The sequence below is a fragment of the Parvibaculum lavamentivorans DS-1 genome (assembly GCF_000017565.1).
Classification (GTDB): Bacteria; Pseudomonadota; Alphaproteobacteria; order Parvibaculales; family Parvibaculaceae; genus Parvibaculum; species Parvibaculum lavamentivorans.
The window spans coordinates 236692-262891 of sequence record NC_009719.1; the positions used below are offsets into that span (position 1 = coordinate 236692).

At 60.2% G+C, this 26200-nt stretch carries 26 protein-coding genes and 1 tRNA gene; 20 read left to right on the top strand and 7 right to left on the bottom strand.

Annotated elements, in window-relative coordinates:
- Window positions 1-5: 5 nt before the first annotated feature.
- Window positions 6-227, bottom strand: a complete 222-nt coding sequence (locus tag PLAV_RS01120) for a type II toxin-antitoxin system CcdA family antitoxin (RefSeq protein ID WP_202943992.1) — start codon at window positions 225-227, stop codon at window positions 6-8.
- Between the two features lie 234 nt (window positions 228-461).
- Between PLAV_RS01120 and rpmI the strand changes: the two genes are divergently transcribed.
- The 6 genes from rpmI (at window position 462) to lepA (ending at window position 7515) form a co-directional block, all read left to right on the top strand.
- Entirely contained in the window at window positions 462-662 is a 201-nt protein-coding gene (gene rpmI / locus PLAV_RS01125; RefSeq protein WP_011995132.1) for a 50S ribosomal protein L35, read from the top strand.
- A gap of 29 nt (window positions 663-691) precedes the next feature.
- Window positions 692-1048: a 50S ribosomal protein L20 gene (gene rplT, locus PLAV_RS01130; RefSeq protein WP_011995133.1), complete on the top strand. Its 357-nt coding sequence runs from the start codon at window positions 692-694 to the stop codon at window positions 1046-1048.
- Window positions 1049-1262: 214 nt separating this feature from the next.
- Window positions 1263-2348 carry a phenylalanine--tRNA ligase subunit alpha gene (pheS, locus tag PLAV_RS01135; RefSeq protein ID WP_011995134.1) on the top strand — a complete coding sequence of 362 codons (1086 nt, stop codon included), beginning with the start codon at window positions 1263-1265 and terminating at the stop codon, window positions 2346-2348.
- Window positions 2345-4783 (top strand): phenylalanine--tRNA ligase subunit beta, encoded by a 2439-nt coding sequence (gene pheT, locus PLAV_RS01140; protein WP_011995135.1) that lies wholly within the window; start codon window positions 2345-2347, stop codon window positions 4781-4783. Before pheS ends, pheT begins: the two co-directional genes overlap by 4 nt.
- A gap of 29 nt (window positions 4784-4812) precedes the next feature.
- Window positions 4813-5637 carry an enoyl-CoA hydratase-related protein gene (locus tag PLAV_RS01145; RefSeq protein ID WP_011995136.1) on the top strand — a complete coding sequence of 275 codons (825 nt, stop codon included), beginning with the start codon at window positions 4813-4815 and terminating at the stop codon, window positions 5635-5637.
- A gap of 75 nt (window positions 5638-5712) precedes the next feature.
- Window positions 5713-7515, top strand: coding sequence for a translation elongation factor 4 (lepA, locus tag PLAV_RS01150; protein WP_041535786.1), 1803 nt, complete (start codon window positions 5713-5715; stop codon window positions 7513-7515).
- A gap of 77 nt (window positions 7516-7592) precedes the next feature.
- Here lepA and PLAV_RS01155 read toward each other — a convergent pair whose 3' ends face one another.
- Window positions 7593-7889, bottom strand: a complete 297-nt coding sequence (locus PLAV_RS01155) for a hypothetical protein (protein ID WP_011995138.1) — start codon at window positions 7887-7889, stop codon at window positions 7593-7595.
- 196 nt (window positions 7890-8085) lie between these two features.
- Here PLAV_RS01155 and PLAV_RS01160 point away from each other — a divergent pair.
- Window positions 8086-8175, top strand: a tRNA-Ser gene (locus PLAV_RS01160).
- A gap of 185 nt (window positions 8176-8360) precedes the next feature.
- Here PLAV_RS01160 and PLAV_RS01165 read toward each other — a convergent pair.
- Window positions 8361-8897 (bottom strand): TadE/TadG family type IV pilus assembly protein, encoded by a 537-nt coding sequence (locus PLAV_RS01165; protein ID WP_206769802.1) that lies wholly within the window; start codon window positions 8895-8897, stop codon window positions 8361-8363.
- A gap of 38 nt (window positions 8898-8935) precedes the next feature.
- Window positions 8936-9487, bottom strand: a complete 552-nt coding sequence (locus tag PLAV_RS01170; protein ID WP_011995140.1) for a TadE/TadG family type IV pilus assembly protein — start codon at window positions 9485-9487, stop codon at window positions 8936-8938.
- Between the two features lie 213 nt (window positions 9488-9700).
- Here PLAV_RS01170 and PLAV_RS01175 point away from each other — a divergent pair, with 213 nt between their 5' ends.
- Entirely contained in the window at window positions 9701-11011 is a 1311-nt protein-coding gene (locus PLAV_RS01175) for a TadE/TadG family type IV pilus assembly protein (protein WP_011995141.1), read from the top strand.
- A gap of 66 nt (window positions 11012-11077) precedes the next feature.
- On the opposite strand, the gene PLAV_RS01180 is transcribed toward PLAV_RS01175, so the two are convergent.
- Window positions 11078-11596, bottom strand: a complete 519-nt coding sequence (locus tag PLAV_RS01180; protein ID WP_011995142.1) for a pilus assembly protein N-terminal domain-containing protein — start codon at window positions 11594-11596, stop codon at window positions 11078-11080.
- A 171-nt stretch (window positions 11597-11767) separates the two neighbouring features.
- On the opposite strand from PLAV_RS01180, the gene PLAV_RS01185 reads away from it, so the two are divergent.
- From PLAV_RS01185 to PLAV_RS01230, 10 genes are all read left to right on the top strand, one after another.
- Window positions 11768-12520 carry a Crp/Fnr family transcriptional regulator gene (locus PLAV_RS01185; protein WP_011995143.1) on the top strand — a complete coding sequence of 251 codons (753 nt, stop codon included), beginning with the start codon at window positions 11768-11770 and terminating at the stop codon, window positions 12518-12520.
- Between the two features lie 419 nt (window positions 12521-12939).
- Window positions 12940-13104, top strand: coding sequence for a Flp family type IVb pilin (locus PLAV_RS01190; protein ID WP_011995144.1), 165 nt, complete (start codon window positions 12940-12942; stop codon window positions 13102-13104).
- A 259-nt stretch (window positions 13105-13363) separates the two neighbouring features.
- On the top strand, window positions 13364-13867 hold the full coding sequence (locus PLAV_RS01195; RefSeq protein ID WP_041536160.1) for an A24 family peptidase: 504 nt from the start codon (window positions 13364-13366) through the stop codon (window positions 13865-13867).
- A gap of 16 nt (window positions 13868-13883) precedes the next feature.
- Window positions 13884-14636, top strand: coding sequence for a Flp pilus assembly protein CpaB (gene cpaB, locus PLAV_RS01200; RefSeq protein WP_011995146.1), 753 nt, complete (start codon window positions 13884-13886; stop codon window positions 14634-14636).
- A 15-nt stretch (window positions 14637-14651) separates the two neighbouring features.
- On the top strand, window positions 14652-16136 hold the full coding sequence (locus PLAV_RS01205; protein ID WP_202943993.1) for a type II and III secretion system protein family protein: 1485 nt from the start codon (window positions 14652-14654) through the stop codon (window positions 16134-16136).
- Between the two features lie 19 nt (window positions 16137-16155).
- Window positions 16156-16851, top strand: a complete 696-nt coding sequence (locus PLAV_RS01210; protein ID WP_168713162.1) for a CpaD family pilus assembly protein — start codon at window positions 16156-16158, stop codon at window positions 16849-16851.
- Window positions 16851-18164, top strand: coding sequence for a CpaE/TadZ family protein (locus PLAV_RS01215; protein WP_011995149.1), 1314 nt, complete (start codon window positions 16851-16853; stop codon window positions 18162-18164). Before PLAV_RS01210 ends, PLAV_RS01215 begins: the two co-directional genes overlap by 1 nt.
- Before the next feature lie 15 nt (window positions 18165-18179).
- Window positions 18180-19628, top strand: coding sequence for a TadA family conjugal transfer-associated ATPase (locus PLAV_RS01220; RefSeq protein WP_011995150.1), 1449 nt, complete (start codon window positions 18180-18182; stop codon window positions 19626-19628).
- A 20-nt stretch (window positions 19629-19648) separates the two neighbouring features.
- A complete protein-coding gene (locus PLAV_RS01225; protein WP_011995151.1) occupies window positions 19649-20635 on the top strand; it encodes a type II secretion system F family protein in 987 nt (328 codons plus the stop codon).
- 14 nt (window positions 20636-20649) lie between these two features.
- Window positions 20650-21618 (top strand): type II secretion system F family protein, encoded by a 969-nt coding sequence (locus PLAV_RS01230; protein ID WP_011995152.1) that lies wholly within the window; start codon window positions 20650-20652, stop codon window positions 21616-21618.
- 98 nt (window positions 21619-21716) lie between these two features.
- On the opposite strand, the gene PLAV_RS01235 is transcribed toward PLAV_RS01230, so the two are convergent.
- Window positions 21717-22697 carry a tetratricopeptide repeat protein gene (locus tag PLAV_RS01235; protein ID WP_011995153.1) on the bottom strand — a complete coding sequence of 327 codons (981 nt, stop codon included), beginning with the start codon at window positions 22695-22697 and terminating at the stop codon, window positions 21717-21719.
- A 167-nt stretch (window positions 22698-22864) separates the two neighbouring features.
- Here PLAV_RS01235 and PLAV_RS01240 point away from each other — a divergent pair, with 167 nt between their 5' ends.
- Window positions 22865-23995, top strand: coding sequence for a TAXI family TRAP transporter solute-binding subunit (locus PLAV_RS01240; RefSeq protein WP_011995154.1), 1131 nt, complete (start codon window positions 22865-22867; stop codon window positions 23993-23995).
- Here PLAV_RS01240 and PLAV_RS01245 read toward each other — a convergent pair.
- Window positions 23992-24675: a glutathione S-transferase family protein gene (locus PLAV_RS01245; RefSeq protein ID WP_011995155.1), complete on the bottom strand. Its 684-nt coding sequence runs from the start codon at window positions 24673-24675 to the stop codon at window positions 23992-23994. The two genes, PLAV_RS01240 and PLAV_RS01245, sit on opposite strands and share 4 nt — an antisense overlap.
- Before the next feature lie 105 nt (window positions 24676-24780).
- Between PLAV_RS01245 and PLAV_RS01250 the strand changes: the two genes are divergently transcribed.
- Window positions 24781-26157 (top strand): leucyl aminopeptidase family protein, encoded by a 1377-nt coding sequence (locus PLAV_RS01250; RefSeq protein ID WP_011995156.1) that lies wholly within the window; start codon window positions 24781-24783, stop codon window positions 26155-26157.
- Window positions 26158-26200: the final 43 nt, after the last annotated feature.

Here is a 26200-nt window from a genome sequence, read left to right on the forward strand (position 1 = left end):
GTTTCCTAGAAACGGCGAAGGCCGTCGCTCCATACACCGTCTCGCTCGATCCGGCGGTTGAAAGCTTCGATGGCGTCCCGGTTTTCCTCTACCCAGCGTTTGCGCTCTTCCTCGCGGGCGCGGGTTCGCAGCACTTCTTCGAAGGTCGCGGAAAGATTGATATCCAGCGCCCGCGCCTTGGCGAGGAGGTCGGCATCGATGCTGAGATTGACGGCTTTCTTTGGCATGCGCATATGTTATGCGCATGCCTCATGCGCGTCAATCATGCGGATGGCTGGAAACTGCCGCCTCGTGCTTGACCTCGCGGCTTTTTCCCTTATAAATCCGCGCCTTCGGGGCCGCCCGGCTTGTAGGGCATGCCGTGGCCGCCCGTATGCCAAGACCCGGACCCGCCCATATCTCGAATTCTTCAATGAATTCAAGGTCTTCAGCGCGGGTTCCTTTAGAACACGGAGAGCAAAATGCCCAAACTGAAGACCAAGAGCGGGACCAAGAAGCGCTTCAAACTTACCGCTTCAGGCAAGGTCAAGCGCGGTCAGACCGGCAAGCGTCACGGGATGATCAAGCGGACCAACAAGCAGATCCGGAACAAGCGCGGCACCACGATTATGGCTGATGCCGATGCCGCGCGCGTGATCAAAAACTTCATGCCTTACGCGTGAACCGGAACACCTGAAGAGGATTTGAAAACATGTCGCGCGTCAAAAGGGGCGTTACAGCACACGCCCGCCACCGCAAGATCATCAAAAAGGCGAAGGGCTATTACGGCCGTCGCAAGAACGCCTTCCGCACGGCCAACCAGGCCGTCGAGAAGGCCGGCCAATATGCCTATCGCGACCGCCGCACCAGAAAGCGCAATTTCCGCGCCCTCTGGATCCAGCGCATCAACGCCGGTGTCCGCGAGCACGGCCTGACCTATTCGCGATTTATCGACGGCCTCGCCAAGGCTGGCATCGAGGTGGACCGCAAGGTTCTCTCCGACATCGCCATCCATGAGCCCGAGGCCTTCAAGGCTCTGGTCGAGCAGGCGCAGGCCGCACTCAAGTAAGAGTGCCGGAACAGACTGAAGCCTGACGTCAGAGCCAGTCACCCGTCGAGAGCCCGCGCGATTTTGCGCGGGCGCATCTCGGGGGTGAGGCGGATCGCCGGTCGACATTCGTTCGCACGCCGTTTCCCTCATGGTCCGGGATGCCTGCACAGATGCAGGGCCCGGCGGTTTGAGTGAACCCGATTGCGCGAAACGATCCTGAGCCGGTGAAACCATGACCGACGATCTCGAAAAGCTCGAAGCGGAATTCGCGAGAGCCATCGCCGATGCGGTGGACAGCGATACGCTGGAAGCCGTGCGCGTGGCCGCGCTCGGCAAGAAGGGCCGCGTCTCCGATTTGATGAAGGGCCTCGGCTCCATGTCGCCGGACGAGCGCAAGGAGATGGGCCCGAAGCTCAACGGTCTGAAAGACCGGCTGACGGAGGCGCTTGGCCAGCGCAAACAGGCGCTGCACGAGCAGGCGCTGGAAGCGCGGCTCGCGGGCGAGAAGATCGACGTGACGCTGCCCGTGCGCGAGAATGCGCTGGAGGCCGGCCGCATTCATCCGCTCAGCCAGGTGTGGGACGAGGTCGTCGCGATTTTCGCCGATATGGGCTTTGCGGTGGAGCAGGGCCCGGACATCGAGACGGATCACTATAATTTCGGTGCTCTGAATTTCCCCGAAGGCCATCCGGCGCGGGAAATGCACGACACCTTCTATTTCGAGCCGAAGGCGGATGGCTCACGCATGCTGCTGCGCACGCATACGAGCCCGGTGCAGGTGCGCACCATGGAAGCGGGCAAGCCGCCCTTCCGATTCATCTGCCCCGGCCGCACCTATCGAAATGACAGCGACCAGACGCACACGCCGCAGTTCCACCAGATCGAGGGCCTTGTCGTCGACGAGACGACGCATATGGGCCATCTGAAATGGACGCTGGAGGAATTCCTGCGCGCCTTCTTCGAGGTGGACGGCGTCGAACTGCGCATGCGTCCCTCCTTCTTCCCCTTCACCGAACCGTCGATGGAAGTCGATGTGCGCTGCGCGCGCCTCGGCAATGAAATCCGCATCGGCGAGGGCGACGACTGGCTGGAAATTCTCGGCTGCGGCATGGTTCACCCGAACGTGCTGCGCGCCGCCGGCATCGACCCGGAAAAATATCAGGGCTTCGCCTTCGGCATGGGGATCGACCGCATCGCGATGTTGAAATACGGCATCCCGGACCTGCGCGCCTTCTTCGAGGCCGATCTGCGCTGGCTGCGCCATTACGGCTTCTCGGCGCTGGATGTGCCGACACTGGCGGGAGGGCTCTCGTCGTGAAGTTCACACTGTCCTGGCTGAAACAGCCGCTCGAAACGGAAGCAACGCTCGACGAGATCGTCGAACGCCTGACCATGCTCGGCCTCGAGGTCGAAGGCGTCGAAGACCCGGCGAAGAAACTCGGCGTCTTCACCGTCGCCAAGGTGCTGGAAGCAAAGCCGCATCCCGACGCCGACAAGCTGCAGGTGCTGAAGGTCGAAGCACTGGTCGAAGGCGAAGTGAAGCAGTTGCAGGTGGTCTGCGGCGCGCCGAACGCGCGCGCGGGACTGACCGGTGTGTTTGCACCGCCCGGCGCGACTATCCCAGCCAACGGCATGGTGCTGAAGCCGACGAAAATCCGCGGCGTCGAATCGAACGGCATGATGTGTTCGGAGCGCGAGCTTGAACTCTCCGACGAGCATGAGGGCATCATCGACCTGAAAGGCGACTGGAAGGTCGGCACGCCGGCGGCTGAAGTTTTGGGCCGCAATGATCCCGTCATCGAAATCGCGATCACGCCGAACCGCCCGGATTGCCTAGGCGTCTACGGTGTCGCACGCGATCTCGCGGCGGCGGGCCTCGGACGTTTGCGTGAGGGCAATTTCCCGCCGGTGCAGGGCAAGTTCGAAAGCCCCATCGGCATCAAGCTGGAATTCCCGTCGGGTGCTGAAAACGCCTGCCCGGTTTTCGCCGGACGCCTGATTCGCGGCGTCAAGAACGGGCCATCGCCGGACTGGCTGCAGAACTGGTTGAAGGCTGTCGGCCTGCGCCCGATCAATGCGCTGGTCGACATAACGAACTTCATTTCGCTCGATCGCGGCCGTCCCTTGCATGTTTACGACGCATCGAAACTGACCGGCGATATCCGTGCGCGGCTCGGCCGCGAAGGCGAGAAGCTTGTTGCGCTCGACGGCAAGACCTACGACGTGAAGCCGGACTATTGCGTCATCGCAGACGACGCGCGCGTGCTCGGCCTTGCGGGCGTGATGGGTGGCGAGGAAAGCGGCTCGACGGCGGAGACGGTGGACGTTTTCATCGAGAGCGCGTATTTCGATCCCTATCGCACGGCGCGGACAGGCCGCGACACAGGCATCATCTCCGATGCGCGCTACCGCTTCGAGCGCGGCGTCGACCCGCAATTCGTGCGTCCGGGCCTCGAACTCGCGACGAAGATGATCCTCGAATTCTGCGGCGGCGAGCCGTCGAACATCGTTGTGGCGGGCGAGGAGCCGGATACGTCGAAGACAATCGACTTCGATCCCGCGCGTATCGAGAAACTGACGGGCCTTTCGCTGCCGCAATCGGAAACGATGCGCATTCTCTCCGCGCTCGGCTTCAAGGTTCTCGAAGAGGGAAGCCGGAAGCTTTCGGTGTCGGTCCCGTCATGGCGCCCGGATATCGACGGGCAGGCCGATCTCGTGGAAGAAGTCGTGCGCGTGCACGGCCTCAACGAAGTGAAATCGGTCGCCCTGCCACGGCTTCATGCGGTGGCAAAGCCGGTGCTCTCATCGCGCCAGCGCCGCGAACGCATGGCGCGCCGGGCACTCGCCGCGCGTGGGCTGGTCGAGGCGGTGACCTGGTCGTTCATTCCGGAACGCGATGCGGTTCTCTTCGGCGGCGGCAATGCGGCGCCGTTGCTGAAACTCGCCAATCCGATTTCCGCCGATATGAGCCATATGCGGCCGAGCCTTCTCGCGGGTCTCATTGCCGCAGCGGGCCGCAACATGGCGCGCGGTTTCCCGGACGTGGGGATGTTCGAGGTCGGGCAGCAATTCGAGAGTGACGAGCCTTCGGGCCAAGTGCTGGCGGCAAGCGGCATAAGGCGCGGTACGGCGCGGCCGCAAGGCGCGGGCCGCCACTGGCAGGGCAAGAGCGGGCCCGCCGAGGCGATGGACGCGAAGGCGGATGCCGTCGCGCTGCTCGCGGCGCTCGGCGCGCCGGTCGCGAACTTCCAGATCGGCGCCGACGCACCCGCCTGGTATCACCCGGGCCGTTCGGGCGTCTTCCGTCTCGGGCCGAAGAACGTCATCGGCTATTTCGGCGAGCTGCATCCACGCGTGCTGGACGATATGGACGTGGCAGGCCCGATTGTCGGTTTCGAGATTTTCCCGGATGCGATCCCCGAACCGAAACGGAAACCGACGCGGGCAAAACCGCCACTGGAGCTTTCCGATCTTCAGCCGGTGCGGCGCGATTTTGCCTTCGTCGTCTCGGAGGGCGTGACGGCGGACCAGCTTCTGCGTGCGGCGAAAGGTGCGGACAAGAAACTCATCACGGACGTCTCGCTCTTCGACGTCTTCGAAGGCGGCTCGCTTGGCGAGGGACAGAAGTCGCTCGCCATCGAAGTGACGCTGCAGCCGGTCGAGAAGACGCTGACGGACGAGGAAATCGACGCCGTGTCGAAACGCATCGTCGTGGCGGTGGAGAAAGCGACCGGAGGCGCGTTGCGCGGCTAACAGGTTGCGGCGCTTCGGGAGGGAGTCGCATGGAACTCAAGACCATCCGCTACGAGCTCACTGACGGCATCGCGACGGTTACGCTGTCGCGCCCCAAACGGCGCAATGCCTGGACGGGCCGGATGCACACCGAATATCGCTGGGTGCTGGCGGAAGCCGACAAGGACCCTGCGGTCCGCGTCATCGTCGTGACGGGAGATCCGGAGGGGCAGGCCTTTTGCGCGGGTGCGGATATGGCCGCGCTCGAAGGCCATTCCGAGAAGGGCCGCTACGACAGCGGCACCACGGCGGACATTGCAAAGCCGGGCTTCGGCGTCGCGCCCGAATTCGACGCGACTTTTGCCTATCATTTCGGGCTGACGAAACCCGTCATCGCCGCCATCAACGGGGCGGCGGCGGGCGTCGGTCTCGTGCTTGCGACCTTTGCCGATCTGCGCTTCTGCGCGGCCGGCGTGAAATTCACCGCCGCGCATGGGCGTTTCAACTTCCCGGCGGAATTCGGCCTCTCCTGGGTGCTGCCCCGGATCGTCGGCCTGACCCATGCCAATGACATCCTGCTCTCCAGCCGCGTCTTCACCGCCGAGGAGGCTATGGAAATGGGCTTCCTCAACAAGCTGCTGCCGCCGGAAGGCCTCATGCCGCATGTCATGGATTATGCGCGGAAGCTGGCGGACGGCGTCTCGCCGGGTTCCCTCCGGGAGACCAAAAAGCAGATTTATACCGACCTCCACAGGGATGCGGCAGGCGCTGTCACGGCCGCCGAGCGCCTGTTGGAGGAGATGATCAAGCACCCGGACTACAAGGAGGGGGTAAAAGCCTGGATGGAGAAGCGCCGGGCCGAGTGGCAGGGCTAGAAGCGCCCGAAAGGCCGCAATTGGCTTGCAACCCAGCCAATGCTATATGGGCGCTTCCGAGCATCAGTAGGCCCCATGACCGATCTCTCTCATATCCGCAATTTCTCGATCATCGCCCATATCGACCACGGCAAGTCGACGCTTGCCGACCGGTTGATTCAGCTCTGTGGCGGCCTGTCCGTGCGGGAAATGAAGGAGCAGGTGCTCGACTCGATGGATATCGAGCGTGAGCGCGGCATCACCATCAAGGCGCAGACGGTCCGCCTCGACTACAAGGCCGCGAATGGCGAGATGTATGAGCTCAACCTCATCGACACGCCCGGCCATGTCGACTTCGCCTATGAGGTGAACCGCTCTCTGGCGGCCTGCGAGGGCTCGCTGCTGGTCGTGGATGCCAGCCAGGGCGTCGAGGCACAGACCCTGGCCAACGTCTATCACGCGCTCGACGTGAACCACGAAATCGTGCCTGTGCTCAACAAGATCGACCTGCCGGCCGCAGAGCCCGCGAAGACACGCCAGCAGATCGAGGATGTGATCGGCCTCGACGCATCGGAGGCGGTGGAGATTTCAGCCAAGAGCGGCATCGGCATTCCGGACGTGCTGGAGGCGATCGTCAATCGCTTGCCGCCGCCGAAGGGTGACCTTTCCGCGCCGTTGAAGGCGATGCTGGTCGACAGCTGGTATGACGCCTATCTGGGCGTTGTCGTACTCGTCCGCATCATCGACGGCGAGCTGAAGAAGGGCCAGCGCATCAAGATGATGGGCACCGGCGGCACATATACGATCGACAATGTCGGCATTTTCCGGCCGAAGAAGGAGACCGTCGCCAGCCTGACACCGGGCGAGATCGGCTTCTTCACGGCATCGATCAAGGAAGTCGCGGATACGCGGGTCGGCGACACGGTGACGGAAGAAAAACGCCCCTGCGCGCAGGCGCTGCCCGGCTTCAAGCCGGCGCAGCCGGTGGTCTTCTGCGGCTTGTTCCCTGTGGACGCTGCGGAGTTCGAAGATCTGCGCGATGCCATGGGCCGCTTGCGGCTCAACGATGCGAGTTTCGAATTCGAGATGGAAACCTCTGCGGCACTTGGCTTCGGCTTCCGCTGCGGCTTTCTGGGGCTGCTGCATCTCGAAATTGTGCGTGAGCGGCTGGAACGCGAATTCAACATCGATCTCATCACTACCGCGCCCTCGGTCATCTATCAGTTGCATATGAACGACGGCTCGATAATCGAGATGCATAACCCGGCGGACATGCCGGACACGATGAAGATCGACCACATCGAAGAGCCGTGGATCCGCGCGACAATCCTCGTGCCGGACGAATATCTGGGCGCAGTGCTGAAGCTTTGTGAAGACCGGCGCGGCCATCAGGTCGACCTCACCTATGCAGGCTCGCGCGCGATGCTGGTCTACCGCCTGCCGCTCAACGAAGTCGTGCTCGATTTTTACGACCGGTTGAAGTCCGTCAGCCGTGGCTATGCGAGCTTCGACTACCACATCGAGGGCTACGAGACGGGCGATCTTGTCAAGATGACCATCCTCGTCAATGAGGAGCTGGTCGATGCGCTTTCGACCGTCGTACACCGCAGCCGCGCCGAACAGCGCGGCCGGGTGATGTGTGAGAAGCTCAAGGAACTGATCCCGAAGCACCTCTTCAAGATTCCAATCCAGGCGGCAATCGGCGGCCGCATCGTGGCGCGTGAAACGATCTCGGCCATGCGCAAGGACGTGACGGCGAAGTGCTATGGCGGCGACGTGAGCCGCAAGCGCAAGCTGCTGGACAAGCAGAAAGAGGGAAAGAAGAAGATGCGCCAGTTCGGCCGCGTCGAAATCCCCCAGGATGCTTTCATCTCGGCACTAAAAATGGACGCCAACTAGCAGCTCGGCTTCTGCCCTGAACAAGAAAAGGCCGCCCGGTGAAACGGGCGGCCTTTTCCTTTGCCGATGTCAGGTGTTCAGTCGCCGCGGCGCAGCAGGGCAAGGAGCCCCGCCAGCACGATACCGATGATGCCGAGGACGCCCCAGGCGGGAAACGCCATGACTTCACCCATCGGTCCCTTGAGACCTTCCGGAGCGCCGGACCCGATCCAGGAGACGAAAGCGTCGCGACTTCCTTCATGCACCAATGCCCAGAATTCGCTGAACGACCGCATGGTCACCTCGCCAGCTTCCAGCGAAAGTAACGCATCCGAACCCAGCGCCATCAGGGCTGCAATAATGAAAAGAAGTCCAATCAGTCTGAAAACGACCATGGCACTCGAGCCCCCCAGCCCTACGCAGTGTTATAGAAACGAACGGAGGAAACCGTACCCGTATCGAGTGTCCCAAACAAGCACACTCATATGAAGAAGTTCGTAGGATCAAAGGCATAAAGACGGTTATCCCGGTTGATTCAGGACTTTTGTCGCGTATAGTGCCGCGCGCTATCGCCCCTCAACGGGCGAGTCCGGAGGGGTGGCCGAGTGGCTGAAGGCGCACGCTTGGAAAGCGTGTATACGGGAAACCGTATCGAGGGTTCGAATCCCTCTCCCTCCGCCAGCCCGAATGTTATGTAAAATCAAATATTTAGGAAATCCGGACCCGTGCATTCTAGTGAGTGCGCCTGACGCGGGTGCGGGATTTTCCGGGAGAGCCCTGCTGAGACGGAGCGGCAATACCGCCAGTTGCGGCAGATTTGCTACAGCCAATTCTGAATCATGGTTAACGCGAGCGAAGCCGGGAAGTCAGTTTGTCCGCGCTACGGAAATGGCGCGGCGTGGCTTCAGATAAGCCGTGTCAGTGAAAGTGATCGTCTCGGTAATCGCTTCGCTGATGGGAGAAACATAGGAATAAGTGACCTCGGCCATGATGACGCTCGACCCGGCTGTCGTGAGACCGGAGGGCAAAGAGACGGTTGAACCCGTCGATCGCGGCGCAATGTTGAGGCCGTCGCTCCATGCCACCTTGGCTATGTTGCTCGAATAGGCCACGACGCTCGTGATCCGCACCTTGAGCGGAGTGGTGCTGAAAGGAGCGAGAATGGCGGAGCTGGCGGCGAAGATGTCGGCAAGATCCGAATTGCTGATCGAGGTTGCCTGGGCGGTAATGTCCGCAGCCGTATAGGCAACCGACGTCACACGCCTGTTGGCTGTGAGCATATTGGTGGTTTCGATCGATCCGAAATAGAACGCGATCATGACGGGAAAGATGAGGGCGAACTCGACTGCCGCGATGCCCGCGCAATTGCGCAGGAAGCGCTTGAGCCCGCGGGCGGTGAGCATTTGCTTTGGTGAAACCTTCTGCTGCATGACCATCATCACTACGTCGTCGGAACGGCGGTGCTGAAGGGCTCGTTGCGAAACGCAACGCTGGCGGCGATAAGGCGGCCGTTACCTTGCACGTTGGAAAGCCCGATAAGTCCGGGGCTCATGACGCCCCAGGTGTAGTAGACACGGACAAGGACGATGTCGCCCGCGTTGCCCGGCTGGAAAACAGTGTTTTCGACGACATTGCCGTTTGCGTCGATCAGAGGCGGAAAGCTGACACCGTTGAAACTGGTGAAATTCCGCACGTCAACGCGAAGATCGGATGCGCAATTGCTGACCAGCGTCATCCGGTCGCAAATGTAGCCCTTGAACTGGGCTTCCGACATTCCGCCCGCCTGAACCTGTCCCGTGCGCACCAGGCGTCCGGCATCCGCGACGACGCTGTCGAGGTTCGAGGTCGCAAAATAAACAATGCAGGTTTCGATCAACGCATAGAGAAGCGCGAAGAAGGGAATCGCGAGCATGCTGAATTCGACGGCGACGCTGCCTTCCTTTGCGCGAATGAAGCCGAACCGCCGTCCTTGCCGTCCCTTTTTGGCATTCATAGCCTTGCCCTCGCGCGCTGAAGATCGTCTTCCGACACGACAGCCTTCTTGATACGGCCCCGCCAGTTACTAAAAGGTAAGCGCTTTCAATATTGCGCGTCTGCTTCATACCTTCTTAACGCCGAGAGCCATAAAAAGCTGTGTGGGTTTTCCTGTCTTATCCGCCCTCGTGGAGCGGCGGATACCGGCGGCTTAAACAGGTCGGATTCTGCGATGCGGCGTATTCAAAAACTTCTCGGAGCTTTGTGGCAAGACCGTCGTGGCAATTTCGCGGCCATCTTCGCCATAGCAATTATTCCGGTGGTTGCGGCAGCCGGCGCCACCGTCGATATCTCACGCGCTTATATCGTCGAAAGCCGGCTCAAGGCTGCGCTCGATGCCTCCGCGCTCGCGGTTGGAGGCGCGACGGGGATGACGACGTCACAGATGCAGGCGATGGCGCAAAGCTTCTTCAACGCGAACTATCCAGCGTCGAAACTCGGCGTTCCAGGCACATTGTCCGTTTCGCAGTCCGGAAATGTAGTCTCGTTGTCGGTGCATGCCCAGCTTCCCACAACCCTCATGGGCGTTGTCGGCATCAATACGCTCAACGTCAGTGCGACATCCCAGGTTACCCGCATGGGAAAGAAGCTTGAAGTCGCCCTCGTACTCGACAATACCGGATCGATGGCTTCCGGAGGTCGAATGACCGTACTGAAGACAGCGGCCAAAAATCTGATCACGACAGTCTCTGCCGCGGCGACTAACCCGGGCGATGTCAAGGTTGCGATTGTACCTTTCAATGTCGATGTCAACATCGGTACGACGAACGAGAATGTCAGCTGGCTTCACTGGGACGAATTCACACCAAGCGGTGGCGGCGGAAACGGCAACGGCAACTGTAACATCATCCAGATACTGCTCGGACTGTGTAACAATAATAACAACTCCAATTCGCATGCCGGATGGGAAGGTTGCGTCATGGACCGCGACCAGAACTATGATGCGCAGAACACTTTTCCGCCACCGAACCCCGGGGGCTCAAACGCGACACGTTATCCGGCGAGCAATAGCGACAGCGACAATAGTAACTGCAATCTGCAGACGATCATGCCGCTTTCAACCAACTGGTCCGCGCTCAACTCGCATATTGATGCTATGGCCTCCGCCGGCAACACGAACACGACAATTGGTCTTGCCTGGGGTTGGAACATGCTGACGCAGGGCGGGCCCTTGTCTTCTGCGGCAGCACCGGCTGCCAATCTGGACAAGGTGATCGTGTTTCTGACCGATGGCGACAATACAAGAAACAGATGGAGCAACAATTCCAATACGATCAATGCGCGCACGACGCTGATCTGCAACAACATCAAGGCGGCCGGCATCAAAGTCTATTCGGTCCGAGTGATCGAGGGAAATGCAACGCTCATCCGAAACTGCGCGACCGAGCCGGGCATGTATTACAGCGTCACGACGGCGAGCGAGCTGACATCCGTGTTCGCTTCGATCGCGCAGTCCTTGTCCAACCTGCGCATCAGCAGGTAAACGGGATGGTGGAGATAAAGAAAGGGCCGCCAAGTGGCGGCCCTTTGCATTTCAGGCTGTAGCAGTTCAGCGTGGCGTATTGTCAGAGATGCTGCCCCCATTGGAGCTCGGGCTCGAGCTGACGCCGGCTCCGACCGCGCCGGAGGTTTGTTTCATGAGTTCGTCAAAAGCCTCGGGACTGTCGCCAATTGTTGGGACGCGCTCGCAGCGAGGCGTGCAATTATAGGTATATTGGCCGCCGCCGCGTGTCAGCGTGACTGTAGATGCGCTTTGCGAGACGACGTTCACATTGATATCGAGGATCGTTTCGCCGCTACTGTCGAGCGCGATGATGTTCGTACGACCATAGCTACGGCCCATGACATAAAGAAGCTTTGACCCTTCCACCGTTACATCTGCAATAGAAGGGTTGCCGACCATCACGGTCGAAGCGGGCTGGCCGAGGTGAAGCGCCTTCGACTTGTTCATCTCTACCTGGAAGTCGGCCGCTTGGGAGGCACTCACCGCCAGCCCGGCACACGCGGCGCCAATGGCCGCAGTGTAAAAGACACGGGAGATGTTCTTGCCAATGCGGGATACGCGCATGTCGTTCACTCTCTTTGGAATTAGGCGCGCCGATGGACGCCAGTTGATCTAGAGGCTAACGGCAAGGGGTAAAGGATCTATTGACCGTAAAGAGCCGTTCACATCGTCCGCTTTAACGAGGGATTAAAAACCCAGACCTAATCTGGCTTCAGTTTATTCGAGGAGATAACAATGACGGGCGGCGCGATGAGCGATCGAACCCGGGCAGCCGACGATGCCCAGACGCTCGCCGGCATTACTGTTCTTGCAGCGCTGCCGCCGCGGGAACTTGCGTTGTTGGCCGTTGAGTGCGAATGGCGAAAAGTCTCGCAAAACGAAATCGTGCTGAACCTCGCTCAAGGCGACAAGCTGGAAGGCGTCTCTTTTGTCGTTCGCGGCGGTGTTCGTCTTGCCCGAAGCCTCGGGCCTGCCGGCCGCATTGCCTATATTGATGTCGATGCGGGCGGCCAGTTCGGCGAGATGGCCGTTTTTGGCGTCGGTGAGGTCGACCTGACGGTCATCGCGCGGGAAGACGGTCTCATAGCTCAGATGCCCGAAGCGCGTTTTGTGGAGCTCCTTTCCCGCGAGGAATCCGTTTCCCGGGCGCTGCTGTGCCAATACGCCCGTCTGCTCCGCGCGGCCGATACGGGCGCCAGGGCTGACAATTACCCCGGCCGCAGTGCTGCCGAAGGAACGGGTGCCCAGCGTGTATATGCCGAACTCCTGGCGCTGGCCGAACCGCAAAGGGACGCGGGAGGCGAAGATTGCCTGTTCATCGCCCGGCTGCCGCGCCATCGCGAGCTTGCATCAAGGGTCGATACGACGGAGGAGGTTGTGGCCCGGGCAATTGCGGAGCTTGTGCGCCTCGGTATTGCGACGCGTGCCTATCCTGGATTGCGCATCGGCGATCAGGCAGCTTTCAAGACGCTATGTGAGCCACATTAGCGAAATTGCAGCGGATGGTTTCCAAATCGGAAAACGCGCCGTCTTCGCGGCCCGGCTCCTGCACCATAATAGGCCAAGTAAATCTCTCCCTGTTCGTTGCCGGTCCGTGCACCCAAATCCGCTTTTCTCTCGGGTTTAACACCGTATTAACGATGCTGCAGCCCGGGTTTCTGGCGTCTGCGCGCGGCTTAAATCATTTTCTATTCAGAGTGCATTTAAATAATACAATAAAAGATGCTTCTATACATGAAACAGCATATTAGAAACGAACATCTTGGCTAAAAATGACAGTAATCGTTAGCGTTTAGGTAACGGAGGTGGCCTAAGCTCAGCGTCAGTCCGATTACGGGCGCCCTATGGATCCAAATGGATGTCTGCGGGCTGGTGCTGTCGACAGTCAAATGTACAAGGAGGCTTGTATGAGCCAGTTTTTGAAGTCTTTCGTGAAGAACGAGTCCGGCGCGACCGCCATCGAGTACGGCCTGATTGCCGCTGGCATCGCCGTGGTCATCATCGTCGCGGTGGACAGCGTGGGTGCAGCGTTGATCACGCAGTTCACGGCTATCGCAACTGCGATCAACTAATACGTCGTGTTCCCCGGTTCAGATCGGGGCCGATCCAAAACCGTCAGACGCGATATCGCGCCTGGCGGTTTTTCTTATGAGGGTACCAGTGCCGCCTGCATGGCTGATGGTGCCAAATCGGGCGATTTCGGGTCCATTCCGGGCCCTCATTTACTCCAAATTTACGGTCATTGCCCAAGATCAGCTTGTGTGGAGAGGCATGGGGCCGCTTCGCGCGCGGGGCTGCATCGCCCTCCGGAAAAACTGGGCATCGTCCGTGATGAACATGCTTCTCCTCGTTGTCTTTCCTCTCGCCATGATCTTCGGCGCCTTGTGGGATCTGACGACGATGACCATTCCGAACCTTCTCTCCATCGCGCTCGTCGCGATGTTCGCATTACTTGTGCCCTTCGTCGGACTGGCCCTTCAGGACATTGCACTTCACGTGGCGGCTGGCCTCGTCATGCTCGCTCTCGGCATGGGCCTTTTTGCGCTTGGCTGGATCGGTGGCGGCGATGCGAAGTTCGTGTCCGCGATTGCGCTGTGGATCGGCTGGTCCGAGCTGCTCGGCTACCTGCTTCTCGCTTCGATTTTCGGAGGGGTCTTGACCCTTCTTCTGCTCGGCTTTCGCAAGATGCCGCTGCCGTCCTTCATGCACCGTGAGTGGCTTCTGCGCCTCCATGATCGCAAGTCCGGCATCCCCTATGGCGTTGCGCTCGCCGCCGCAGCCCTTGTGATGTTCGAGCGGACCGTCTGGTTCAAATTTGCGGCGCATGCCGCGTGATGAAAGGAACGCCCAAGTGAACCCCGTACGTATAGGAGTTCTGGTTCTGGCGCTCGTTGCCGCAGGTCTCGCGGCACTTCTCGCGCGCGGCCTCGTGTCGGGCAATGATGAACCCGTCGAACAGAAGGTCGTCGAGGCGCCAACTACAGAAGTGCTCGTGGCCAGCAGCAATCTGCAGCTCGGCCAACGTATTGGCGGCGGCGACCTGCGCTGGCAGCGCTGGCCTGACACCTCGCTGAACGGAGCTTATATCACTCGCAATCAGAGCCCCGCCGCGCTCGAGGAATACACGGGCAGCGTCGCCCGCGCGAGCCTTCTCAGCGGGGAGCCGGTGACCTCTGAAAAACTCGTTACACTGACGGGCGCCGGCTTCATGTCGGCCTTGATCGAGCCCGGGATGCGCGCGACCGCGATCAGCATCACGCCGGAAACCAGCGCCGGCGGCTTCATCCTGCCCAATGACCGGGTGGACATCGTTGATCTCGCGAAAGGTCAAACGATTTTGCGCAACATTCGAGTTCTCGCGATCGATCAGCGCTTTGACGAAAAGGCCGGAGAACAGGTTGCGGTCGGCAGGACAGCGACGCTTGAGCTGACGCCTGCTCAGGTCGAAGTGGTATCCGTCGCCGAAGCGGAAGGCCGGATCGGCCTCTCGCTTCGCAGCATGGCGGAGCAGGACCTTGCCGGCAGTGAGAAGACCGTGGCCGAGGGCGGCTCGGTTGTGAAAGTTGTGCGCTACGGAACCGCGCAGAACGTGCGTGTGAAGTAAGCGATGGGGCCCGGGATGAGCAATATGTGGAACAAGCTGACTGCGGTCTGCGCCGCGCCGAGGCTGCGCTCGATGCGCATCGCTGCGGCACTCCTGTGTGCGGCGGCGATGGCTGTGAGCCCGGCGGGCGGCGCGTTCGCCGGCGATGCGCGTCTGGTCAAGATAGATCAAGGCGGTATTGGTCAGAGCTCGCGCAGCATTGTCCTTGGGCTCAACAAGGCGGCGATTGTGGAACTGCCGATCGCTGCGCGCGACGTCCTGGTCTCCAATCCTGCGATTGTCGATGCCGTGGTCCGCACGAACAAGCGCACTTATCTCATCGGCTTGGCGGTCGGACAAACGAACGCCTTCTTCTTCAATGAAGCCGGACAGCAAATCCTCAATCTGGAAATTCGTGTCGCACGCGACCTGACGGGCTTGCGCGAGTCGCTCCGGCAATACTTTCCGAAAGCTCGTATCGACGTAGAATCGATAAACGACCACGTGGTGCTTTCCGGAATGGTGGCAAGCGCCACCGACGCCAGCAAGGCACAGGATTTTGCCGCCCGCTATATCGGTGGCGACAAGGAACATGTCCTCAACATGCTCGGCATTGAGGGCAAGGAACAGGTGATGCTCAAGGTGACGGTTGCGGAAATGCAGCGCAACGTCATAAAGCAGCTGGGCGTCGACCTCTCGACAGCCGCGAATTTTGGCGACTTCGCTCTTCGTCTCGCAACGTCCAATTCCTTCAGCGTCCAGGGTGGATCGCTGGGTGGCTTGACGACTGCGGCGGATGCCGCGGATCCGACGCGCTATCAGAGCGGCGACGTTACCGTGGATTCGGCTATCCGCGCCCTGGAGCGCGATGGCATCTTGCGGACACTCGCCGAGCCAAACCTCACTGCGATCTCCGGCGAGTCGGCGAAGTTCCTCGCCGGTGGCGAGTTTCCGGTACCGACATCGCGCGACCGCGACGGCAACGTACAGCTCGAATTCAAACCTTTCGGTGTCGGCCTCAATTTCACGCCGGTTGTGCTGAGCGAGGGCCGCATCAGCCTGAAGATTTCGACGGAAGTGAGCGAACTGACATCCGAAGGCGCGTTCGTATTCCAGAGCACAAGTGCGGACGGCGTCACTGTACCGGGGCTGAAGGTCCGCAGAGCGGAAACGACGCTGGAGCTTCCCAGCGGTGGATCGCTCGTCATGGCGGGCCTGCTCTCGGACACGATGCGGCAGAACATCGATGGGGTGCCCGGCGTGAAAGACGTACCGGTACTCGGCCAGCTTTTCCGAAGCCGCGACTACCAGAAAAACGAAACCGAACTCGTCGTAATCGTCACGCCCTACCTGGTCGACCCCACGTCGCGCAAGAACCTCGTTCTGCCGACCGACGGGTTTGCGCCGGCGAGTGACATGGACACGATTCTCATGGGTCGTCTGAATGCCACATACGGTGCGCGAGGCGCCGCACCCGGGGACCATTCGCTGCAGGGGCCAGTTGGCTTCATTGTGGGTTGAGGCGCGAAGGATGAATGAGATGACAAAGTTGATCGGATCTCACACGGCCAAGGGGTTCGCCCTCGCGCTCGCATTTGGTGTCGCAGGCTGTGGTGGCTTCAATGGTGCCGAGCAGGCCCATTATGATGCGAATTACACGCACCCGATTTCAGTCGAGGCAGATGTCGCTACGCTGAACATCGATGTGGTGCCCGGCCAACCTGGGGTCACGTCGACCGATCGCAACGCCATTGCAGGATTTGCAGCCGGCTACCGTCAGCGTGGCCATGGCCCGCTCACGATTTCGACCCCCTCCGGCTCGCCTAATGCTGGTGCGGCGGCGGTGGCTCTAAGCGACGTCCGCGAGGTTCTGTCCGAGCATGGTGTTGGCGGCAACGATCTTTCGTACACCCCCTACCGGGCTTCTGGCACGGATAATTCTGCGCCCCTGATCCTCTCTTTCAAGCGCTATGTAGCCAAACCGACAGCATGCGGCGATTGGTCGGGCAGCTATTCGTACGATCCGTCCAATGGACTGTTGCCCAATCACGGTTGCTCTACGCAGAACAACCTGGCTGCAATGGTCGCCGATCCGGGCGATCTGATCGCCCCGCGCAATATGAGCCCCGCCGATGCCGCGCGCCGCGGCACTGTTCTAGAGAAATATCGCGCCGGCGAAGCGACGGCCACGGAACGGAGCGACCAGGACTCGGGCGCCGTAAGTGAGGTAAGATAATGAGTAACCTGGCACACAAGCAGACTTCGGTGGAAGCGCCGCCGATGCCTGAACGTCAAGCAGCTCCACAGTCCTTTCCTGTGCCCGTGCAGGAGGCCGATGGTCTCGCCGTCATGAAGCCCGTGCCGAGGATCACGATTCACGCCTTCTGCGAGCAGCCGTCCACCGGCAGCGCGATCCAGCGCGCGGGCGAAGACCGCCGTCTCGCAAAGGCTCATCTGACCGTTCATATGGGAGGCATTCCTGCTGCGATAGAGCAGTATCAGCAGAACGCGACACCAAATCTCATTCTGGTCGAGGCGCGTGTTGCGGGTCAGGAGCTTTTCTCGCAGCTCACAGCACTTGCCGAAGTCTGCGATGCCGGCACAAAGGTCGTCGTAGCCGGGCACATGAACGACGTCTCCCTCTACCGGGAGATGATACGCCAGGGTGTCAACGAGTACCTCGTAACGCCACTTCACCCGATGGGCGTTATCGAAGCCATATCTCGTCTTTATGTCGATCCCGATGCTCCGCCGATCGGTCGCACCATCGCTTTCATTGGCGCCAAGGGCGGAACGGGGTCGAGCACGATCGCGCATAATGTCGGCTGGTGCATCTCGACCGGAATGGACGAGGACGTCATCATCACCGATCTCGACCTTCCGTTTGGCACCGCAGGGCTCGATTTTAATCAGGATCCAGCTCAGGGCATCGCAGATGCGCTGACAGCACCGGAACGGCTGGATGACGTCCTGCTCGATCGGCTTCTCGTAAAATGCACAGAACGGCTCAGTCTCTTCGCGGCTCCGGCCGTCCTCGATCGCGATTTCGAAATGGATGGGGACAGCTGTGAAAGTGTTCTCGACATCGTCCGTGAAGGAGTGCCTTGCGTCGTTGTCGACCTGCCCCATGTCTGGGCGCCATGGACAAAAAAAGTCCTGCTTTCGGCGGATGAGATCGTCATCACGGCCACCCCCGACCTCGCCAGCCTGCGCAACGCCAAGAATATCCTGGATCTCGTGCGCCAGGCCCGTCCGAACGACAGCGCGCCGCATATCGTTTTGAATCAGGTTGGCATGCCGAAGCGGCCGGAAATTCCGGTCAAGGATTTCGCCGAAGCCGTCGGCGCCGAGGCAACGCTCGTTCTGCCTTTCAATCCCGGTCTTTTCGGCACTGCCGCCAATAATGGGCAGATGATCGAGGAGTTGGATCCGAAGGGAAAGACGACGGACGGATTGCGCTTTCTGGCCCAGCAGCTCTGCGGTCGTGATCTGCGCGCGCCGAAGGCAGCTAAGTCATCCCTTTTCAGTTTCCTGTCCCGCAAGGGATAAGCGAGGTAACTAGACGTGTTTGGAAGGCGGACCGAAGGTCAGGCAGCAGCGCCGCGTAAGCCGGCAACAGCGCCCGCGTCTCCCGCGCCGCGGCAGGAGGGGGCTGTTGCCGCTCCTGCAGCGGCTGTGAAGCCATTGCCGCCGAAGCAGGCGCCAAAACCCGCTGCGCCGGCACGGAGCGATCACCGCTCGGAAAATTACTATCAGATCAAAACGACGATCTTCAACGCGCTGATCGACACGATCGATCTCACTCAGCTGGCCCAGCTGGATTCGGAGAGCGCTCGCGAGGAAATTCGTGACATCGTCAACGAAATCCTCTCGATCAAAAACGTCGTCATGTCCATCTCCGAGCAGGAAGCGCTCCTGCAGGACATTTGCAACGACGTGCTCGGCTACGGCCCTCTGGAGCCGCTTCTCGCCCGAGATGACATTGCCGATATCATGGTGAACGGCTGCGAGCGAACCTTCATCGAAGTGAACGGCAAGGTCGAACTCACCAATATTCGTTTCCGCGACAACAGCCAGCTGATGAACATCTGTCAGCGGATCGTGAGTCAAGTCGGCCGCCGGGTCGATGAATCGAGCCCGATCTGCGACGCACGCTTGCCGGACGGCAGCCGTGTGAACGTCATCGTTCCCCCGCTTGCAATCGACGGTCCCGCCCTCACCATCCGCAAGTTCCGTCGCGACAAACTGATGATGAACGACCTCGTGCAGTATAATTCGATATCTCAAGAAGGAGCGGAAGTTCTCGGGATCATCGGAAAGGTCCGCTGCAATGTCTTGATCTCCGGAGGCACAGGCTCCGGCAAGACGACGCTTCTCAACTGTCTTACCGGCTTCATCGATACCGACGAACGCGTCATCACTTGCGAAGACGCGGCGGAACTTCAGCTGCAGCAGCCGCATGTCGTGCGTCTCGAAACCCGGCCGCCAAATCTTGAGGGGCAGGGCCAGGTAACGATGACGGAGCTCGTGCGCAACTGCTTGCGCATGCGCCCCGAACGCATCATCGTGGGCGAGGTTCGCGGGCCGGAGGCGTTCGATCTTCTTCAGGCAATGAATACGGGTCATGACGGCTCAATGGGCACGTTGCACGCAAACAGTCCGCGTGAGGCACTGTCTCGTCTGGAGAGCATGATCACGATGGGTGGCTATGCTCTCCCTTCAAAAACAATTCGTGAAATGATCTGCGGCTCGATCGACGTTGTCATTCAGGCCGCGCGCCTGCGCGACGGTTCGCGGCGCATCACGCATATCACCGAAGTGCTGGGAACCGAGGGCGACGTCATCATCACCCAGGATCTTTTCGTTTACGATATCGAAGGTGAAGACGAGACGGGACGCATTATCGGGAAGCACAAATCTACAGGTATCGCGCGTCCGTCCTTCTGGGATCGCGCGCGCTATTACAACCAGCACCAAGCCCTGGCAGCCGCGCTCGACCGCGCGCAGGGTTGAGGGAGGTTGCAGAGATCGACATGGACCAGTCCACACTAATGATCGCTGGAATTGCCGTTCTTGCCGCCCTCTGCATAGGCGCCATCGGATTTCTGTTTGTAGGCGGTGAATCCCGCTCACAGAAAAGGGTGGCCCGCGTCACGCGCGCAGGAAATGCACGCCTAGTTGCTGTCGATGGTGAAGTCGACAATAGCGAAAAGCGCCGCAAGCAAATGCAGGAAACGCTCAAGGGGCTTGAGGAAAAGCAGCAGGAGCACAAGAAGCGCGTTTCATTGAACACCCGCATCGAGCGAGCGGGACTCGAGATGACAACACGAAATTTCTATATTGCGAGCATCGTCACCGGCATCGCCTTTTTTCTTGTCTTCAAGCTTGTAGGGCTGTCGCTCCTGGTTTCGGCCTTGAGCGGTTTCGCCGGCGGCTTCGGCTTCCCGCGATGGGTATTGTCGTACCTTATCAAGCGCCGTCAGAAGGCGTTTACCGAAGAATTCGCGAATGCTATCGACGTCATCGTGCGCGGCGTCAAATCCGGCTTACCGGTCAATGATTGTCTGAAGCTCATCGCCACGGAATCACCAGAGCCCGTACGGACCGAGTTTCAGGGAATTGTAGAAGGCCAGCGTGTTGGCGTCACCCTGGAGCAGGGTCTCGCCAAGATCTACGAGCGAATGCCATTGCCGGAAGTGAATTTCTTTCAGATCGTGCTCGCCATTCAGCAGAAGACTGGCGGCAATCTGTCCGAAGCGTTGGGAAATCTCTCAAAAGTTCTTCGTGAGCGCAAAAAAATGCGTGGGAAAATCCAGGCGATGTCTCAGGAAGCTAAGGCATCGGCAGGCATTATCGGGTCGCTTCCGCCCGGCGTCATGCTGCTTATCTACTTCAGCTCGCCGGGCTACATGGACGTACTTTTTTCGACCACGGCCGGCAACATGATCATCGTCGGCGGCATCATGTGGATGGCTATCGGCGTTCTCGTCATGAAGAAGATGATCGACTTCAAGTTTTAGGATCGGAAGAGAAAGTGTTTCAAATCGCCGCGAGCATGTTCAGTATCGAAAACGTGGTGACGTTGCTCACGGCGGTAGCGGCGTTTGCGACGATCTTTACGTTGACGGCACCGCTCCTGAACACAGACAAGCTCTCCACCCGCATGAAGTATGTTTCTACCGAGCGAGAGGCAATGCGCGCGCGTGCGCGCGAGGCTCTCGCCCAGGAAAAGACCCGTCTGCGCCATACGCCGAAAGGGTTCATAAAACAGGTGGTCGAGAAGTTTGCGAGCGGCAACATGCTTGAAAATGCTGCTGTGAAGGAGAAACTTCGTCAGGCAGGCTTTCGCGGCCCGGGACCGATGTATACGTTCGTCTTTTTCCGCTTTGTCATGCCGCCAGTGCTTTTCGTGGTGACGCTGCTTTATATGGTGTTTGTCAACGATTTCGGTCTGCAGCCTATGGCGCGTCTTGCCGTCTCGTGTGCCGCGGCTTTTGTCGGCTTCTATTTACCCAACCTTTTTGTCGAGAACGTCATTTCGCGCCGGCAGGATTCGATTCGAAAGGCATTTCCGGATGCTCTCGATCTTATGTTGATCTGCGTGGAGTCGGGAATGTCTATCGAAGCGGCCTTCCAGAAAGTTGCGGCCGAGATAGGTGCCCAGTCGGTCGAGCTTGCCGAGGAGTTGGGGCTGACGACGGCGGAGCTTTCCTACCTTCAGGAGCGCCGCATGGCATATGAGAACCTAGCCAGACGCACTGGCCTGCCGGGGGTGAAGGCGGTGGCGACGACGCTGATACAGGCGGAGCGTTACGGTACGCCGCTTGGACAGGCGTTGCGCGTCATGGCACAGGAGAACCGCGACATGCGGATGGCGGAAGCAGAAAAAAAGGCGGCCGGTCTGCCGCCGAAGCTGACGGTGCCGATGATCCTGTTCTTCCTTCCGGTGCTCTTCGGCGTCATCCTAGGGCCCGCCATCATTAAGTCCTTCGCCAACGTCTGACATTTCTTTCTCATGGAAAAGGCGCCTGCCGGAAGGCCGGCGGCGCCTTTTTATTGTCTGACGATGAACGAAGCTGGGCGTGGAAGCGATCCGGGAGCCTAGTAAATTGAAACGCGGGTCTCCGGCGGCAGCGACGATACCTGGTCTTCCTTCTCGTTACGGCTTTCTTTCGCAGCGGCAGGTTGTTTGCCGGTTGGCTGAGGTGCGGGTGCTGTCGTGTCAGGCTGCCGGTCAAGCTCTTCGAGCTGTTTCCACAATGCCGGTTGCGCAAGCATGGAACGGAGATAGGCGATGTTGCCGTCTGCAACGTTGGCAGGCAGGTCGGCGCGTGCCAGCCGTTCAGCCTCATCGAAGTTTCCCTTGAGGCCGAGAATGATGGCGAGATTTTGCCGCGCGTAAGCGTCGGCGCGGGTATCTGCGACGGCCTTGCGGAGTGTCCGCTCGGCCATGTCGAGATCTCCCGTCAGCGCATAGGAAAGGCCGAGGTTGGTAAGTACGGACGGGTTGTCGGGCGAAAGTTCGAGCGCTTCGTTGTAGCGGCTCTTGGCTTCCTCGTATCGGCCCGTCTGATCGAGCGCTACGCCGAGGGCCGAGCGAATACTCCAGTCTTGCGGCGATTTGCGGGCGGCGGTTTCCAGCATCGCAACCGCCTGGTCCGGCCTGCCGCTCGCGGCCAGAGCCTTGCCGGCTTCGGCGAGCACATCCGCGTTCTCGGGATGTTTTATCTGAGCGCGCTGCATCACGGTGAGCGACTGTGCAATCGAACCTATCTGCCGGAGCGCCTTGGAATAGTTGACGGTCGTAACAGCATCGTCGGGCGAGCGCTCGTAAAGCGCGCCCCAGTACGCGGCGGCGGCGACATAATCCTGAGTCTTTGTGCTTTCGATGGCTGCATTCCGGAGCGCCGGTGTGTCGATCTGAGCCTGCGCGGCTTCGCTGGGCGTCTGGGCGGTCGAGGTGGTGCTGGTTGATGCACATCCTGAAAGCGCGAGGGCGGAGCAGAGCGATGCCGCGGCAAGCCAGCCGCCGCGCTTTGCGCGGAAGGTGAATTGCGGGGTTTGGTCTGCAAAACAGCTCATGATGGTCGGTCCCGGTATATGAGGTCGGGATAGTCCCTGAATCTGGGGCTATGCCCTAAAGTGATCTTGAAACAGAGCGGTCAAGAAAAGATTAATTATAAGAATTGGGGGGATTCGCGGATCATGGGCCTCACAGAGCCATTTTTGCCGTCGCCAGGACAGGGCCCATGGAACTGAAAAAAATCCCGGAAGCCGCCCGGCGGTTGCTTGAGGATGCAAAGACCGTCCTTTCGCGCGTGCCCACCCGAATGATCACGGCAGCTCTGGGCGCCATTATCGTCCTCGCCGCCTTGCTCCTGTTCTATCTGCGTCCACCCACAAGCATGGAGGAAGCGCCTGAAGCGGTTACGTTCTTCCAGATCGGAACCGGGAGCGCGGGCGATGAGTATTTCGCCGTGGGGGAGCGGCTGGCGGCAGCGATCGGGCGCCCGCCTGGAACGCCTCGATGTGAACGCGGTATGCCTTGCGGCGTCGCCGGATTACTTGCAGTGGCGCGATCCTCAGCCGGACCTGTCGCCAATGTCCGCGCTGTGAGCGCAGGACTTTTCGATTCCGCCCTTGTCGCCGCGCCCATTCTAGAACTCGCAGCGCGGGGCGAGACACCGTTCAAGGGCGAGAAGCCGGTGACCAATTTGCGCGCCATTGCCGGCGTGTACCGTGAAGCGCTCTATCTTGTTGCAAGTCGCAACGCCAATATCGGTTCTGTCGCGGATTTGGAGAATATGCGCGTCTCGGTCGGTCCGCCTGGCTCGGGCACTCGGGAAGCGGCATTGCCTGTGCTCGCGGTCCATAGTCTCGGCCGCCGGACTGTACAGATTTCCGAATACGACACAGAGACCGCGATCGACCTGACCCTGCGCGGCCAGCTCGACGCCTTCTTCCTGGTCGATGCCTTGCCGTCTACTGAAATCGCCAGCCTTGCCGACCGAGGTTCGATCAACATCGTCCCTGTAGACGGGGAGGAAGTTCGGCAGCTTACGCGTCCCGGCGAAAGCTTTCAGCCGCTTCTGATCCCGGCCGACCTTTATCGTTTCGTCCCTGAGACCCAAACGCTTGGTGTATCCATGGTCTGGATCGTCAATGAAGAGGCCGACCCGGATCTCATCCACGACATTACCGAAGCGCTTTTTTCCCCAAACAATCGTCCATTGCTTTCGAGTCCGGTTTTGCCGGGGCTGCTGCCGGGAGAAGAAGGAGAGCGGGCGAAATTCGCAACGTCGTCCATTCCCGTTCCCCTCCATGAGGGAGCAAAGCGCTACTACCGTGAACAGGGATTGACCGTGGAAGAGGAGCCCTAAGACGAGGCCGTCTTTTCTCTTTCTTCCATTTCGGCACCCGCGATCCATTCCCGCATCGAAGGCAGTGTGAGCACTGCATTCATATAGGCTCGCGCGGTGCCATCATCGCCCATGGCGGCAAGGTCTACACCGTAGGTCTCGAACCGGGTCACCACGGGTGCATACATTGCATCCGCGACGCCAAAGCGGCCGAAGAGAAAGCCGTGATCGTCTGCAGCTTGCTGCCCGAAGCGGCTGCGTAGTCCCCGCCACATTTCGACTATGCGCCGCGCGCAGGCAATGGCCTCCTCCGTGTGGCCTTCGCCGGGATGACGCTCCAAAACCGCCATGGGCATGTCCCGGCGAAGTCCTTGAAACCCGGAATGCATTTCCGCACAAGCACTGCGGGCGAGCGCGCGCGCAAGCGTGTCCTGCGGCCAAAGCCTCTTGTCGGGAAAAAGGTCGGCCATCGTTTCGCAGATGGCGAGCGAGTCGCCGATCGCTGCGCCCCGCCATTTCAGAGCCGGTATGAAGCCGGTTGGTGAATGAGCAAGGATTTGCAGTTTCGTATCGGATTGGCGGAGCCGGATGGAAGTTTCGATGAACGGGATACCTGCCTGCCGCATCAACAGCCAGGGACGCAGGCTCCAGCTCGACCAGTTTTTGTCACCGATCACAAGCTCGAAATCGGGCGTCGCCATTTGTTCCCCCTGCTGCGATATCGTGGCCGTTGCGGCCACATCGGCCTCTCTATAAGGTTTTGGACCTGCGAAATCACCTAAATCCTGACCCAGGAAGGCGACCGCGTGCTCGATATTTTCATCACCAGGAAAGACGCGGCGGCGACGCCCATCTGGCAAATCCGTTCGGGCGAAGCCGAGGCATGGTGCGGAACCCATGCGGGCCCAGGGGCGGCCTGGGTGGCCACGTCCGGGTTCAAGGGCGAAGCCGGCAAGGTCCTGCTTCTGCCGGATGGCTCGGGGGGGCTTGCGGGCGTTCTCCTTGGATTGGGCGATGGCAGCGATCCGTTTGTGGCCGGCGCGCTCGCCTCCGCCTTGCCAATGGGGGACTACAGATTTGCCGGTGAAAGCCGCAGTGACGCATCCAAGGCAGTACTCGGATACGCGCTCGGTACTTATCGCTTCACTCGTTATTCGGGAAGTCCGCGAGACTGGCCGCGTCTCGTACTGCCGGAAAATGTGGATGGGGAGGAGGTGAGCCGTCTTGCGCGCGCCATCTTCCTGGTTCGAGACCTGATCAATACACCCGCCGCGGATATGAGCCCGGCCGATCTCGCCGCCGCCGCGGAAAGAGTTGCAGCCGACAACGGGGCTTCTTTCGACGTGATCGAGGGCGAAGCCCTGCTGGCTGCAAACTACCCGATGATCCATGCGGTTGGTCGCGCCGCCGCCATTGCCCCCCGGCTCATTGATGTGCGGTGGGGACGAACGGAAGCGCCGAAAGTGACGCTGGTGGGCAAGGGGGTATGCTTCGACACGGGTGGACTGGACTTGAAGCCATCGAATGCGATGCTGCTCATGAAGAAGGACATGGGCGGTGCGGCATGCGTGCTGGCTCTCGCACAGCTCATCATGGAGGCAAAACTCGACGTGCGGCTGCGCGTACTCATTCCGGCAGTGGAGAACAGTGTCTCCGGAAATGCATTTCGGCCTGGCGATATCCTCCAGAGCCGCAAGGGAATAACGGTTGAGATAGGAAACACCGACGCAGAGGGGCGTTTGGTTCTTGCCGACGCGCTCTCGGAAGCCGATAGCGAAGCACCCGAGCTGATCATCGACATGGCGACACTGACCGGTGCGGCAAGGACGGCGCTCGGCCCGGACCTGCCGCCCTTCTATACGGATGACGACACGTTTGCGGAAGAGATGGCTGTTTCCGCCGAAGCCATGGCCGACCCGCTCTGGCGGATGCCGCTCTGGAAGCCCTACGACGCGTGGCTCGAAAGCAAGGTCGCGGATGTGAACCACGTTTCGGACGGTCCGTTCGCGGGGTCGATTACAGCGGCGCTCTTTCTCCGCCGCTTTGTCGAGAAGGCCGCCACTCATGTCCATTTCGATATCTACGGCTGGGCACCGAAGCCTCGGCCAGGCCGGCCCGTCGGCGGAGAAGCCCAGGGTATCCGCGCCCTTTACCACCTCCTTCAACGCCGTTACGGGGCGTGACACTTGCCCCGTTGCAGACTCTCGTTAGACTAATCCGGGCCCG

Bases quoted from the DNA above. Each gene is read 5' to 3' on its own strand.
- PLAV_RS01120 (WP_202943992.1), bottom strand. From the start codon at position 227: ATGCCAAAGAAAGCCGTCAATCTCAGCATCGATGCCGACCTCCTCGCC.
- rpmI (WP_011995132.1), top strand. From the start codon at position 462: ATGCCCAAACTGAAGACCAAGAGCGGGACCAAGAAGCGCTTCAAACTT.
- rplT (WP_011995133.1), top strand. From the start codon at position 692: ATGTCGCGCGTCAAAAGGGGCGTTACAGCACACGCCCGCCACCGCAAG.
- pheS (WP_011995134.1), top strand. From the start codon at position 1,263: ATGACCGACGATCTCGAAAAGCTCGAAGCGGAATTCGCGAGAGCCATC.
- PLAV_RS01145 (WP_011995136.1), top strand. From the start codon at position 4,813: ATGGAACTCAAGACCATCCGCTACGAGCTCACTGACGGCATCGCGACG.
- lepA (WP_041535786.1), top strand. From the start codon at position 5,713: ATGACCGATCTCTCTCATATCCGCAATTTCTCGATCATCGCCCATATC.
- PLAV_RS01155 (WP_011995138.1), bottom strand. From the start codon at position 7,889: ATGGTCGTTTTCAGACTGATTGGACTTCTTTTCATTATTGCAGCCCTG.
- PLAV_RS01165 (WP_206769802.1), bottom strand. From the start codon at position 8,897: ATGCTCACCGCCCGCGGGCTCAAGCGCTTCCTGCGCAATTGCGCGGGC.
- PLAV_RS01170 (WP_011995140.1), bottom strand. From the start codon at position 9,487: ATGAATGCCAAAAAGGGACGGCAAGGACGGCGGTTCGGCTTCATTCGC.
- PLAV_RS01175 (WP_011995141.1), top strand. From the start codon at position 9,701: ATGCGGCGTATTCAAAAACTTCTCGGAGCTTTGTGGCAAGACCGTCGT.
- PLAV_RS01180 (WP_011995142.1), bottom strand. From the start codon at position 11,596: ATGCGCGTATCCCGCATTGGCAAGAACATCTCCCGTGTCTTTTACACT.
- PLAV_RS01185 (WP_011995143.1), top strand. From the start codon at position 11,768: ATGACGGGCGGCGCGATGAGCGATCGAACCCGGGCAGCCGACGATGCC.
- PLAV_RS01190 (WP_011995144.1), top strand. From the start codon at position 12,940: ATGAGCCAGTTTTTGAAGTCTTTCGTGAAGAACGAGTCCGGCGCGACC.
- PLAV_RS01195 (WP_041536160.1), top strand. From the start codon at position 13,364: ATGAACATGCTTCTCCTCGTTGTCTTTCCTCTCGCCATGATCTTCGGC.
- PLAV_RS01205 (WP_202943993.1), top strand. From the start codon at position 14,652: ATGAGCAATATGTGGAACAAGCTGACTGCGGTCTGCGCCGCGCCGAGG.
- PLAV_RS01210 (WP_168713162.1), top strand. From the start codon at position 16,156: ATGACAAAGTTGATCGGATCTCACACGGCCAAGGGGTTCGCCCTCGCG.
- PLAV_RS01215 (WP_011995149.1), top strand. From the start codon at position 16,851: ATGAGTAACCTGGCACACAAGCAGACTTCGGTGGAAGCGCCGCCGATG.
- PLAV_RS01225 (WP_011995151.1), top strand. From the start codon at position 19,649: ATGGACCAGTCCACACTAATGATCGCTGGAATTGCCGTTCTTGCCGCC.
- PLAV_RS01235 (WP_011995153.1), bottom strand. From the start codon at position 22,697: ATGAGCTGTTTTGCAGACCAAACCCCGCAATTCACCTTCCGCGCAAAG.
- PLAV_RS01240 (WP_011995154.1), top strand. From the start codon at position 22,865: ATGGAACTGAAAAAAATCCCGGAAGCCGCCCGGCGGTTGCTTGAGGAT.
- PLAV_RS01245 (WP_011995155.1), bottom strand. From the start codon at position 24,675: ATGGCGACGCCCGATTTCGAGCTTGTGATCGGTGACAAAAACTGGTCG.